At 68.5% G+C, this 12,276-nt stretch carries 12 protein-coding genes; 8 read left to right on the forward strand and 4 right to left on the reverse strand.

From position 1 onward, the window contains the following. Positions 1-234: 234 nt before the first annotated feature. Together ACIG5A_RS15395 and ACIG5A_RS15400 are read right to left on the reverse strand one after the other, a co-directional pair. The gene (locus ACIG5A_RS15395) at positions 235-1,068 is read right to left on the reverse strand and encodes an SDR family oxidoreductase (protein WP_397240856.1); all 834 of its coding nucleotides are present in this window, start codon (positions 1,066-1,068) and stop codon (positions 235-237) included. Next, positions 1,065-2,690, reverse strand: a complete 1,626-nt coding sequence (locus ACIG5A_RS15400) for an aldehyde dehydrogenase family protein (RefSeq protein WP_397240857.1) — start codon at positions 2,688-2,690, stop codon at positions 1,065-1,067. Before ACIG5A_RS15400 ends, ACIG5A_RS15395 begins: the two co-directional genes overlap by 4 nt. Positions 2,691-2,861: 171 nt before the next feature. Between ACIG5A_RS15400 and ACIG5A_RS15405 the strand changes: the two genes are divergently transcribed. Further along, a complete protein-coding gene (locus tag ACIG5A_RS15405; protein ID WP_397240858.1) occupies positions 2,862-4,163 on the forward strand; it encodes a PucR family transcriptional regulator in 1,302 nt (433 codons plus the stop codon). Between the two features lie 4 nt (positions 4,164-4,167). Here the strand turns inward: ACIG5A_RS15405 and ACIG5A_RS15410 are convergent, their stop codons facing one another. Then, on the reverse strand, positions 4,168-4,404 hold the full coding sequence (locus tag ACIG5A_RS15410) for a DUF2277 family protein (protein WP_397240859.1): 237 nt from the start codon (positions 4,402-4,404) through the stop codon (positions 4,168-4,170). 162 nt (positions 4,405-4,566) lie between these two features. Here ACIG5A_RS15410 and ACIG5A_RS15415 point away from each other — a divergent pair, with 162 nt between their 5' ends. Continuing rightward, positions 4,567-5,433 (forward strand): DUF1266 domain-containing protein, encoded by an 867-nt coding sequence (locus ACIG5A_RS15415; protein ID WP_397240860.1) that lies wholly within the window; start codon positions 4,567-4,569, stop codon positions 5,431-5,433. Between the two features lie 20 nt (positions 5,434-5,453). Here the strand turns inward: ACIG5A_RS15415 and ACIG5A_RS15420 are convergent, their stop codons facing one another. After that, the gene (locus tag ACIG5A_RS15420; RefSeq protein ID WP_397240861.1) at positions 5,454-6,401 is read right to left on the reverse strand and encodes a hypothetical protein; all 948 of its coding nucleotides are present in this window, start codon (positions 6,399-6,401) and stop codon (positions 5,454-5,456) included. 319 nt (positions 6,402-6,720) lie between these two features. Between ACIG5A_RS15420 and ftsH the strand changes: the two genes are divergently transcribed. The 6 genes from ftsH (at position 6,721) to ACIG5A_RS15450 (ending at position 12,210) form a co-directional block, all read left to right on the forward strand. Further along, the gene (gene ftsH / locus ACIG5A_RS15425) at positions 6,721-9,132 is read left to right on the forward strand and encodes an ATP-dependent zinc metalloprotease FtsH (protein WP_397240862.1); all 2,412 of its coding nucleotides are present in this window, start codon (positions 6,721-6,723) and stop codon (positions 9,130-9,132) included. A gap of 145 nt (positions 9,133-9,277) precedes the next feature. Continuing rightward, a complete protein-coding gene (folE, locus tag ACIG5A_RS15430) occupies positions 9,278-9,913 on the forward strand; it encodes a GTP cyclohydrolase I FolE (RefSeq protein ID WP_397241780.1) in 636 nt (211 codons plus the stop codon). A 32-nt stretch (positions 9,914-9,945) separates the two neighbouring features. Continuing rightward, the gene (folP, locus tag ACIG5A_RS15435; protein WP_397241782.1) at positions 9,946-10,764 is read left to right on the forward strand and encodes a dihydropteroate synthase; all 819 of its coding nucleotides are present in this window, start codon (positions 9,946-9,948) and stop codon (positions 10,762-10,764) included. Beyond that, positions 10,761-11,177, forward strand: a complete 417-nt coding sequence (gene folB, locus ACIG5A_RS15440; RefSeq protein ID WP_397240863.1) for a dihydroneopterin aldolase — start codon at positions 10,761-10,763, stop codon at positions 11,175-11,177. The genes folP and folB overlap by 4 nt, the downstream gene beginning before the upstream one ends. Next, positions 11,174-11,737 carry a 2-amino-4-hydroxy-6-hydroxymethyldihydropteridine diphosphokinase gene (folK, locus tag ACIG5A_RS15445; RefSeq protein WP_397240864.1) on the forward strand — a complete coding sequence of 188 codons (564 nt, stop codon included), beginning with the start codon at positions 11,174-11,176 and terminating at the stop codon, positions 11,735-11,737. The genes folB and folK overlap by 4 nt, the downstream gene beginning before the upstream one ends. Before the next feature lie 2 nt (positions 11,738-11,739). Beyond that, positions 11,740-12,210 (forward strand): DUF3180 domain-containing protein, encoded by a 471-nt coding sequence (locus ACIG5A_RS15450; protein ID WP_397241784.1) that lies wholly within the window; start codon positions 11,740-11,742, stop codon positions 12,208-12,210. Positions 12,211-12,276 lie beyond the last annotated feature (66 nt).

The following is a 12,276-nucleotide window of genomic DNA, read 5'->3' on the forward strand; positions in this document are numbered from 1 at the left end:
ACCATCGAGTCTGCGAATCTTCGGCAGACGGTAGCCGTGATGCGCCGAACGGGGCTTGTGGACGCTTGACCAGGTGTTATGGATTCCCGCGCGCGATTGCTGCGATGCGCCCGACTCCCGTCGATCGCGGTAGCGACCGACGGGGAATCGGCGTTAGGGGCTTCGACGACCAGCACCGCGTCATAGTGTGAGGTTGGTCACAAAATGTTTTGGTATGTCGCGTAGGTCCGTTTCTCAGACGCTTCTCGCCCGCTCCTCGTAGGCCTTGCGCTGCGCCGCATCGACGTCGTCGAGGAAGGCGTGGCCGGACCCGAGCGCCCGCGCGATGCCGTCGCCGACCGCCTCGGGTAGCAGCCCGACCACCTGCGAGACGATGCCAGCGATGGTCGTCACCCTGACCTTCGACTTCGGCGCCGCGATCAGCGCGACGATGGCATCGGCGATCTCCTCCGGTTCCGCCGGGCGCAACAGCTTCGGCCCGCTGATGCCCGAACCCAGTTCGGTATTCGTCAGCGTCGGCAGCACCGAGGAGAACCGGATGCCGTGCTCGCGGTACTCCTCGCGCAGCGTGTCGGTGAACCCGAGCACCGCGTGCTTGCTCGCGTTGTAGGTGGCCAGACCGGGGATGTGGGTCTCGCCGGCCAGCGAGGCGATATTGATGACGTGCCCGGCCCGGCGCGGCAGCATCTTGGCAAGTGCCAGTTTGGAACCGAGGATCACGCCGTAGACGTTGATGTCGAGGATCCGGCGGGTGATCTGGTCCGGCTCGTCGGCCAGCCTGCCGGTCGGCATGATGCCCGCGTTGTTGATCAGCACGTCGATCGGCCCGACGGTGCGCTCGACCTCGTCGAGGAAATTCTCGAACGACACGGGATCGGTGACGTCGAGCTTGCCGTACAGCTCGAAACCGCGGGTGGTGCCCGACTCCTTCACGGCGGCCTCGTCGATATCGCCGATCGCGACCTTGGCGCCGAGCGCGGTGAGCGCGGTCGCGGTGGCGAGGCCGATGCCGCGCGCGCCACCGGTGATCACGACGACCTTGCCGCGAACCTTTGCCGAATCTGTCACTTGTTGTCTCCCTTGAGTTTCAGCAGTGCCGGAATATCGAAGCGGCGCAGGCCGCGTGCGCCCGCGGCGCGCATGGCACCGAGCGCGAACAGCAGCTTCGGCATCGAGTACGGGAACCAGACCAGTTCTTTCTGCTGGGTCGGCAGCATCGGCGTGGTGATCGCCTGCTGCCTGCAGTACTTGCGGACGCCGTTCGCGCCGCCCCAGCGCGCGCCGACACCGGAAAGCCCCCAGCCGCCCATCGGCAGCGCGAAGCTGAACAGGTTGGCGAAGACGTCGTTGATATTGACCGCGCCCGCATTCAGCTGGCGCGCAACGCGTTCGCCGCGCGCCTTGTCGCCGGTCCACACCGAGGCCGACAGCCCGTAGATCGAATCGTTGGCCAGCCGGATCGCCTCGGCCTCGTCGGCCACCTTCATCACCGGCAGCGTCGGGCCGAAGGTCTCCTCGGTGATACAGGACATGGTGTGGTCAACATCGACGAGCACGGTCGGCTCGAACGCGGTGCCGAAACCGGCCCGCTTGCCGCCGGTGAGCACCCGCGCACCCGCCGCGACGGCCTCGTCGACATGGCGCTGCACGATCTGGGCCTGATTCTCGTTGGCCATCGCGCCGAGTTCGAACTTCGCCTCTCTGCCGTCGATGCCCTGGCGCAGCGCCTTGACGTTGGCGGTCAGCTTGGCCACGAATTCGTCGTAGACCGGCGCCTCGACATAGACCCGCTCCACCGAGATGCAGACCTGGCCGGAGTTGAACATGCCGCCGAAGGTGATGCCGTGCGCGGCCCGGTCCAGATCGGCGTCCGCGAGCACGATCGCCGGATCCTTGCCGCCGAGTTCCAGGCTGTAGGGAACCATCCGCTCGACACAGGCCGCGGCGATCTTGCGCCCGGTCGCGGTGGAGCCGGTGAACTGGATGTAGTCGGCGTTGCCGACCACGGCCGCGCCGGTCGCGCCTGCGCCGGTGACCACGGCGAAGACCGGCGGCGCGCCGATTTCGGCCCAGCCCCTTGCCAATTCGAGCGCGGACAGCGGCGTCACCTCGGATGGCTTGAGCAGCACCGCGGCGCCGGCGGCCAGCGCGGGAATCACATCGATCACCGGCATGGCCAGCGGGAAATTCCACGGGGTGATCACGCCGACCACCGGATACGGCCGGTAGGTGGTGGTCAGCTTCTTGACCCTGGCCAGCGGGCTGTGCGGCGACGGGTGATCGTCGGCGAGGAACTTGGCGGCGCGGCGGGCGTAGTAGCCGACCAGGTCGCTGCCGAACGCGGGGTCGATCAGCGCGTCGGCGCGTGGCTTGGACGTCTCCGATTGCAGGACGTCGGCCAGGTGCTCGATGTTGTCGATCAGCCAGTCCTGCAGTTTCAGCAGCCATTCCTTGCGGCCGTCCGGACCGATCGCCTCCCACTCCGGCTGGTAGAGCCGCAGCTCGCGGACCTCCGCCGCGACCTCGTCGGCGGTCTGGTTCGGCACCGTGCCGACGACCGCGCCGGTGCCGGGATTGCGCACCTCGATGACGGTGGCGGCGGGCTCGGGCGTCTTCGTGGCGGCCTTGGGGGTCGTCTTGCGCGGTGCGGCCTTCTTGGCGGCGCCCGGCGCTGGTTCGGTGTTGGTCACTGCTGCTCTCCCACGGACGTTGTGCTGTACAGCGCAGGTCTGACTGTGAATCAGTTCACTGAACTATGATCGTGACACAAGCGCGCAGCACATTCTTGGCCCAGTTTGTCAACGAAATCGGCGATTTTTGTGCTCTGGAACCAAATCTGCCGTCGATGATTCGGAGGAGTCGTGACACCCGCACTGCCGGACCGCTCCGCGGCGACCGCACCGATCACCGCGGTGGCGCCGGACAGCGAGCTGGTCCGCGATTGGCTGGCGGAATACGTCTACGAGACCATGCGCACCGCGTCACTCGAACAGGTGGTGGAACGGCTCGACAACGCGATCATCGCAGGCATCCCCGAACTCGCCGACCGCGACATGCGCCGCGACCTCGCGGCGAGCACCCGCGCGCACGCCAGGATCGTGCTGAGCGGATTGACAAGTGACACCTTCGAATTCGCGCTGCCGGAGGAGGCGCACGCCTTCGCGCGCACGATCGCCCGGCGCGGTTTGGACCTGCGTGTGCTGCTGCGCACCTATCACATCGGGCAGGAGGCGGTACTCGACTACATGACCGAGGCCGTAGACCAGCGCCGCGCGCCGTACGAGATCGAAAAGGCGGTGCTGCTGCGGCTTTTCGACCGATCGACGAAGTGGGTGAGCATTTCGGTCGAGACGCTCACCGCCACCTATATGGAGGAGCGCGAGCGGGTGCTGCGCGCCGCGCTCAACCGGCGCACCGAGACCGTGCGCGCCCTGCTCGCCGGTGACGAACTGGATACCGAGCAGGCCTCGATCCGGCTCGGCTACCGGCTGTCCCAGCCGCATCTGGGATTCGTGCTGTGGACCGATCGGGATGCCGAACCCGCGGGCGGCGAAGGCGAATTCATCGGTCTGCTGGAGCGCGTCGCCACCAGGGTCGCGACCGCGATGGGCAGCGCGCGGGTGCTCACCGTGCCGTCCGGAGCCAGCGGGATGTGGGCGTGGGCCGGGCTCGGCGACGGTGGTGACGGCCTCGACGACGACGCACTGCGGCTCGCGCTCGACCAGGTGGAGGCCCCGGTCCGTGTCGCGTTCGGGATGCCCGGCGCGCAGGTCGTGGGTTTCCGGCAGAGCCACCGGGAGGCCGTCGCGGCAAGGCATGTCGCCGAGCGCGGCCCGGCGGGCGCGGCGCGGGTCATCGCCTATCGGGATGTGGAGATCGCCTACCTGACCGGTGCGGACGAGGCGGCCATGCGCGGCCTGATCGGCCGTGAACTGCGCGCGCTTGCCGCCGACGATGCCAATACCGCCCGGCTGCGCGAGACGCTGCACGCGTACCTGAGGAGCCATCGCAGCCCGGAGGCCACGGCGAAACTGCTTGGGGTGCACAAGAACACGGTGCGATACCGGATCCAGCGCATCGAAGAGCTGCTCGGCCATCCGATCGAAGCGCGCAGCTTGGCGCTGGAGATCGCGCTGGTCTGTGTCGTGGCCTACGGGCTCTAGCCGACTACCGGCGCAGGGGGGTTTCGGCGGGCGGGGGTAGCTGGCGCTCCGATAGATCGGCGAGTAGCTGGGTCGTCGCGGCGGCGACCGCGGCGACGGCTTTGTCGACGGCGACCTTGGTGGTCGAGCTGAGGCCGGACACGCCACCGACCCTGCGCACGTACTGCAGTGCGGCAGCATAGATTTCCTGCTCGGTGGCGGCAGGCTCCATACCCCGCAGGACGGTGATGTTTTCACGCATGGTGCACAGTAACCCGCAGTCGCGTGCTGCGGCAGGGCAAGAAAGATTCGATGTGAAAATCTCACGCGACCGACTGCGGGCGGGCCGCGGGGGAGCCGCCGATCCAACACAGCGGCGGCGATAACCGGGCCGTGTCCCGATCGATGGTGAAGAATCGGGTGCATGCCTGCCCGCGGTCTACCCACCATGACGACCTTCCCCTACGAGGAGCTGGACAAGCGGGAGGAAGACCACTGGTCGGGGGCCGCCGTCTCCGATGACGAGCTGCGGGCGCTGGCACTCGGCGCCTTCTATTCGGCCCGCTGGGACGCCTTCCACGATGCGCTGCTGCTCGGCCCCGAGCGCGAGCATCCGCTCGGTGACCGTCGCGAGCTGGCCATCGATACGCTCACCGGCGCATGGGGCATCACCGACGGCACCGAGGCGCAGGCGTCGATGGAGCAGCTGCTCGAAGGGATGCACGCGCCGCTCTACGCGATGGTGCATCCGCTGGTGATGGCCTCGATCAATGCCAGCGAGCGTGACCGCTTCGGTGAGCGCGCCGACCGGCACCGCGCGTTCCTGCGGCAGGTCGGATCGTTTCGCGGGATGGACAATCCGGAGGCGCTCGTCCGCGATTACGACATCTGGTCACAGGCGATCAAGATCGGATTCACCGACCATCTGGCCCGCCCGCTGCCGAGCGATATCCACGCCTGGGATCTGGCGCGGGTGGTCGCGGTGGCCAGAATGGCGTTCACCGCAGGCTATCTCGACGCCGACGTGGCATGGGACTACCTGATGCGCGCGCTACCGCTGGCCCAGCGCAAATACCGGAACTGGCGGCAATTCGGCGACGCCTACCTCACCGGCTGGACCTACTGGCAGGCCTGTGAGGATCTGGCCGAGCTGAAGAACGGCGGCGTCGACCGCAGGATGGAACTGGTCCGCCTGTGGATGCGCCCGACCAGCCCGTGGCGGCGCATCACGCTGAACGAGATCCCCGCACCACCCTCGGTGCCGGCCAACGGCGATCAGCCGAGCAGCTGAGCCGCGGCTACCCCGTCGGCTTATCCGCCGTCGGGGAGCGAGCGCAGGATGCCGCGGCCGTAGCGCTGGAACTGGCCGTCGTCGACCATGCCGAGCGAATGCCGCTCGACGAGCAGCTCCCACTCCGAATACAGCTGTGCCACACCGGGATCGGCCGGACCGGCGGCGCCGTCGGCGGAATCGCGGCGCACGGCGAAGTTCACCGCGCAGGTGACGCGCTCGGTATCGGCCCGATCGGTACCGGTGAAGTGCAGCGTCATATAGCCGTCGTGCACGTCGATGCCGGTCTCACCGCGCACCGCGCCGATCTCACCCGGCGTCGGCGCCGAGCCCTCGGTGGTGCGCGCCCACAGTACGGCCGGAATCGGCAGCTCGTGCGCGTAGCGGGCGCCGTTGCCGATCGAGATGAACAGCAGCCGCCCGGTGGTCGCGGCAAGCAGCCCCGGCCCGGCGCCCGCGGGCAGGTTGGCGACGGCGATCGCGGTCTCCAGCACGTATTCGTCCGGGGTGACGTAGCGGTGCAGCGCGGCGATCGCGGCCTTGGCCTCGCGGCGCGGCGCCATCCTGCGCACAGCGCGGTCGACGTCGGCCCTGGTCGGCCCGCTCTTACCCCAGACGGGAGCGGGGGCGTTGAGATCGGGAGCGGCCACATCGATGCGCTGGGTGGCCAGGATCTGGTCGTTGATCCGGTCGACGATCTCGGTCGCCGCTGGCACGTCGTGCTCGGCGATGAGCACCGGCAGCGGCGTGCGGTCGGCGGGCACACCGGTGAGCACCGGCGTGGGATAGCGCAGATAGATCTCGATGACCACCGCGTCGTCCGCGCGTCGGTTGAGCCGCACCTTCAGCAGATCGGAGACCGGGACGTCGAGCACGCGCTCGCCGTCGCTACCGGGCCGCAGGACGATCAATCGCCCGCGACCGTGGCGCACAATCGCCGTGGGTGTCCGTAGCTCGACTATGTCCATACCCCCTGCGCTCTGTCTGATTGGGCCCGTCGCTTCGCCCCGCAAGTGCTGTGTCGTCGCTCACGATAGGCCGAACATGCCATGATTGTGACCACTTGGAGTAAGCCAGACCGCAGACTTCGGGAACCACCGTCGTTCTTCGGCCGTTTACCTCTTTAACTGCACCAGCAGTCGAACTGCGCGATGTATCGACTAGACCGTACGCGGTAACGTGGCATGTCCGCATCCGAAACCCCGACGGGGCGAAGGACGCACCCGCTGCATCGCTTAGGCAAGAACCGGAATCACCGGAAAGGACTGGCCGCGCGGCCGACGCTCTATGAACCGCAAGACAGTGTTTCGCACCCTGGCCATAATCGCGGGCATCGTGCTCGTGATCGTTGCGTTCAGCTATTTCGGTAGTGACACGCGCGGCTGGAAGAGTGTCGACACCTCGGTGGCGTTGAGCCAGCTGAGCGATAAGTCCAACGTCAAGAACGTGCAGATCGATGACAAAGAACAGCAGCTGCGCATCGAGCTGAAGAACGGCAACGAGGCCACCGGCGGCAAGACCCAGATCATCGCGAAGTATCCGGGCGGCAGCGAGACCTCCAACCAGGTCTTCGATGCCGTGAAGAACTCGGGCGCGCCGTTCAACACCGTGGTCAAGACGGAGACCTGGTACAGCCAGATCCTGTTCCTCGTGCTGCCGATGGTGGTGCTGCTCGGCCTGTTCATCTTCCTGATGGTCCGCATGCAGGGCGGTGGCCGCGGCGGCATGATGGGCTTCGGCAAGTCCAAGGCCAAGCAGCTGTCCAAGGACATGCCCAAGACCACCTTCGCCGATGTGGCGGGCGCGGACGAGGCCGTCGAAGAGCTCTACGAGATCAAGGACTTCCTGCAGAACCCGGTGCGCTACCAGGCGCTCGGCGCGAAGATCCCGAAGGGCGTGCTGCTCTACGGTCCGCCCGGCACCGGTAAGACGCTGCTTGCCCGCGCGGTCGCGGGTGAGGCGGGCGTCCCGTTCTTCACCATCTCCGGTTCGGACTTCGTCGAGATGTTCGTCGGCGTCGGCGCCTCGCGCGTGCGCGACCTGTTCGAACAGGCCAAGCAGAACAGCCCGTGCATCATCTTCGTCGACGAGATCGACGCGGTCGGCCGCCAGCGCGGCGCAGGCCTCGGCGGCGGTCACGACGAGCGCGAGCAGACCCTCAACCAGCTGCTCGTCGAGATGGACGGCTTCGGCGACCGCACCGGCATCATCCTGATCGCGGCCACCAACCGGCCCGACATCCTCGATCCCGCGCTGCTGCGCCCCGGCCGGTTCGACCGGCAGATCCCGGTCGGCAATCCGGACCTGGCCGGTCGCCGCGCCATCCTGCGCGTGCACTCGCAGGGCAAGCCGATCGCGGCCGAGGCCGACCTGGACGGACTGGCCAAGCGCACCGTCGGTATGTCCGGCGCCGACCTGGCCAACGTGATCAACGAGGCCGCGCTGCTCACCGCGCGCGAGAACGGCAACGTGATCACCGGCGAATCGCTGGAGGAGTCGGTCGACCGGGTGATCGGCGGACCGCGCCGCAAGAGCCGCATCATCAGCGAGCACGAGAAGAAGATCACCGCCTACCACGAGGGCGGCCACACGCTCGCCGCCTGGGCGATGCCCGATATCGAGCCGGTCTACAAGGTCACCATCCTGGCCCGCGGCCGCACCGGCGGCCACGCGATGACGGTGCCCGAGGACGACAAGGGCCTGATGACCCGCTCGGAGATGATCGCCCGCCTGGTCATGGCGATGGGCGGCCGCGCGGCCGAGGAGCTGGTGTTCCACGAGCCGACCACCGGCGCGTCCTCCGATATCGACCAGGCCACCAAGATCGCCCGCGCGATGGTCACCGAATACGGCATGAGCGCCCGCCTCGGCGCCGTGCGCTACGGCCAGGAGCAGGGCGACCCGTTCCTCGGCCGGTCGATGGGCATGGCATCGGACTACTCGCACGAGGTCGCCCGCGAGATCGACGAGGAGGTGCGCAACCTGATCGAGGCCGCGCACACCGAGGCGTGGGCCATCCTCAACGAGTACCGCGACGTGCTCGACGTGCTGGCGACGGCGCTGCTCGAGCGGGAGACCCTGCACCGCAAGGAGCTCGAGGAGCTGCTGTCGACGGTGGAGAAGCGGCCGAGGATCACCGCATTCAACGATTTCGGTGATCGGGTGCCCTCGGACAAGCCGCCGGTGAAGACCCCGGGCGAGCTCGCGCTGGAGCGCGGCGAGCCGTGGCCGCCGCCGGAGCCGGTCAAGCCCGCGCTGCCACAGCGTGAGCCGGTGCCCGCCAACGGTTATCCGCCCGCCGGTTACCAGCAGCCGCCGCAGTACGGCGCGGGCTACCCGGCGCCGCCCGCGGGTGGTTATCCGCTGCCGCAGACACCTGGCCCCGGCTACCAGCGTCAGGGTGCCGCGGGCACGCACGGTTCGCGCCCGGATTACGGCGCCCCGGCCGGTTGGTCGGCGCCGGGCTGGCCGCCGCGCGAGGATCAGCCGCAGCAGCCCGCGTCCGGTCAGTCCGGATACGGCACTGGCGGCTGGACCGCACCGCAGCCGAGGCACGGATACCAGCAGCAGCAACCGTGGCAGGGCGGTCAGGCCCAGCCTGCCGCCGAGGGCGGTGGCTACGACGGCTTCGAGGAGCCGAGTCGCCAGCACGACGAGGGTGAGAGCCGCGAGTGGGATGGACCGAACGGTCGTCACTGAAGTAGTGGCGATTAGGCTCGACCATCGGGGTGCCGAGTGAGTGTCGGCGCCCGAGATTTGGAGGTGTCCTCGATTGTCGGCCAACAAAAACGTCGGTGGTCACACGCTCGCCGGGTCCGATAGCGCTGAATCCAACGGGATCAAAGTGTCCCATGGTCCCGAGGCGTCGAACGGTACTGCCAAGCCTGCGCTCACCGCGCTCGAAACCGGTAAGCCGTTCGATCAGCTCCGTGCCGAGAACGCGATCCGTGAACTGCTGATCGCGGTCGGCGAGGACCCGGACCGCCCCGGCCTGACCGATACGCCCGCCAGGGTGGCCCGCGCCTACCGGGAAATGTTCGCCGGGCTCTACGTCGAACCGGACGCGGTGCTCAACACCACCTTCGACGAGGGGCATCAGGAGCTGGTGCTGGTGCGCGACATTCCGATGTACTCCACCTGCGAACATCACCTGGTGTCCTTCCACGGTGTCGCACACGTCGGCTACATCCCCGGCACACACGGCCGGGTGACCGGCCTGTCCAAGCTGGCCCGCCTCGTCGACCTGTACGCCAAGCGTCCGCAGGTGCAGGAGCGGCTGACCAGCCAGATCGCCGACGCGGTGATGCGCAAGCTGGATCCGCGCGGCGCGATCGTCGTCATCGAGGCCGAGCACCTGTGCATGGCCATGCGCGGTATCCGCAAGCCGGGCGCGAGCACGACCACCTCCGCGGTGCGCGGCCTGCTGCAGTCCTCCGCGACCACCCGCGCCGAGGCGCTCGACCTCATTCTGCGGAAGTGATCGAGCCGCGTGGCGGACGCTCCTGTGTGGTCATGGGCGTCGTCAATGTCACCAGCGACTCGTTTTCCGACGGTGGCCGCTACCTCGATCCCGAGCTGGCCATCGAGCACGGTGTCGAGCTGTACGCGGCGGGCGCCGACATCGTCGACATCGGTGGTGAGTCGACGCGGCCGGGTGCGATCCGCATCGATCCGCGGACCGAGGCCGATCGGGTCGTCCCGGTGATCCGCGGGCTGGTCGCCGCGGGCGTGCCGACCAGCGTGGACACCATGCGCGCGAGCGTCGCCGAGGCGGCGCTGGCGGCGGGCGTCTCGGTGGTGAACGACGTCTCCGGCGGGCGCGCCGATCCGGATATGGTGAAAGTCGTTGCCGCCGCACAGGTTCCGTGGATCCTCATGCATTGGCGGGCGGCCGCCGACTACCGGCACACCGGCCCGGCCGATCACTACGACGATGTGGTCGCCGAGGTGCGCGCCGAACTCGGCGTGCAGGTCGACCTGGCGGTCGCGGCCGGTGTCGACCCGGCCCGGTTGATCCTCGATCCCGGCCTCGGCTTCGCCAAAGACGCCGAACACAATTGGGCGCTGCTCGGCGCGCTGCCCGAACTGGTCGCGGGCGGGCTGCCTATTCTCATCGGCGCCTCCCGCAAACGCTTCCTCGGCGCGTTGCTCGCCGACGAGTCCGGCCCGCGTCCGCCCGACGGCAGGGAGACCGCCACCGCGACGGTGTCCGCCCTGGCCGCGACGCACGGCGCGTGGGGCGTGCGCGTGCACGATGTGCGCGCCTCGCTCGACGCCATCGAGGTCACCGACGCCTGGCAGCGCGCCGCACGATCACGGGAGGTCCGATGACCGACACGCACGCCGAAGGCACCGAAACGCAGGTGCGGCGCGGGCTCGATCGGATCGAGCTGCGCGGCCTGCGCGCGTTCGGCCATCACGGCTGCTTCGACCACGAGCGGCGCGACGGCCAGGAGTTCCTCGTCGACCTGACCGTCTGGGTCGACTTCTCGGTCGCGGCCGCCTCCGACGATCTGGTCGCCACCGTCGACTACGGTGCGCTGGCCGAGCGCGCGGTGCAGATCATCCAGGGCCCGCCGCGCAATCTCATCGAGAAGGTGGTCTCCGAGATCGCCGACGACGTGATGACCGATCCGCGCATCCAGTCGGTGGAAGTGGTGGTGCACAAGCCTTCCGCGCCGATCCCGCATTCCTTCGCCGATGTCCGCGTGGTCACCGCACGGCACCGAGGGCCGGCGGTATGACTCGCGCGGTGCTCTCGATCGGTGCCAATCTCGGCGATCGGCTGGGCCATCTGCGCAGCGTCGTCGACGGTTTCGGGCACCGGGTGCGCGCCGTGTCCTCGGTGTACTCGACGCCGCCGTGGGGCGGGGTTCCGCAGGACGACTACCTGAATGCCATTGTGGTGGTGGACGATCCGGCGTTCGGCTGTCACGACTGGCTGCGCGAGGGGCAGCGGCTGGAGCGGGCCGCCGATCGGGTGCGCGAGGTGCGCTGGGGCGCACGGACACTCGACGTGGACGTGGTCTGGTGCGCCGAGCACGAGAACGGCGAGCTGCGCGCTTTGCGCAGCGCCGATCCGGAACTGACCCTGCCGCATCCGCAGGCGCACCGTCGCGCCTTCGTGCTGATTCCCTGGCTCGAGGTCGAGCCTGACGCGGTGCTGGAGGTCGACGGTGCCGCGCGGACGGCACGCGAACTGCTCGACGCCATCGATGCGACCGAGCGCGCGGGCGTGCGGCCCACCGAGCTGAGCCTGACGGCAGCGCAAGGGGATTCGACGAGCGCCGGGGGAGCGGTGTGAAGCTGAAGCCGACGCGGGTGCTCGATCTGGTGGCCAATGTGGTTGTCGCCGCGCTGATCGCGTGGGTCGGCACCAGGATGATGTACTCCGCCTTCCCGCCGATCTCGATCTACGCGGGCGCCTCGCTGTATCCGGTGTCGGCGATCGAACTGGTTCTCGGCTTCGTGATCAGGAATCGGATCAACGAGCACCGGATCGGCGACGGTCCGCATCAGCTGCATCCGATCACCGCGGCCCGCGCGGTCGCGCTGGCCAAGGCCTCGGCGCAGGTGGGTTCGCTGGCGGCGGGCGTCTGGCTCGGCTTCCTGTGCTGGGTGTTCCCGCAGCGGGGCACGCTGCGCGCGGCCGCCGCGGATGTCTCCGGTGCGACGGTCGGACTGCTCGCCGGTCTGCTGTTGGTTGCTGCCGCACTGTGGCTCGAGTACTGCTGCCGCGCACCCGATGACCCAACCGATGATCCAGCTACCACATAGCTAATTTTGCTCGTCGAATTGCCGATCGGGGTTCTGGGCGCGGCCCGGCAAGCAAGCTACCCTGGC

Source organism: Nocardia sp. NPDC052566 (genome assembly GCF_044547285.1).
Taxonomy (GTDB): domain Bacteria; phylum Actinomycetota; class Actinomycetes; order Mycobacteriales; family Mycobacteriaceae; genus Nocardia.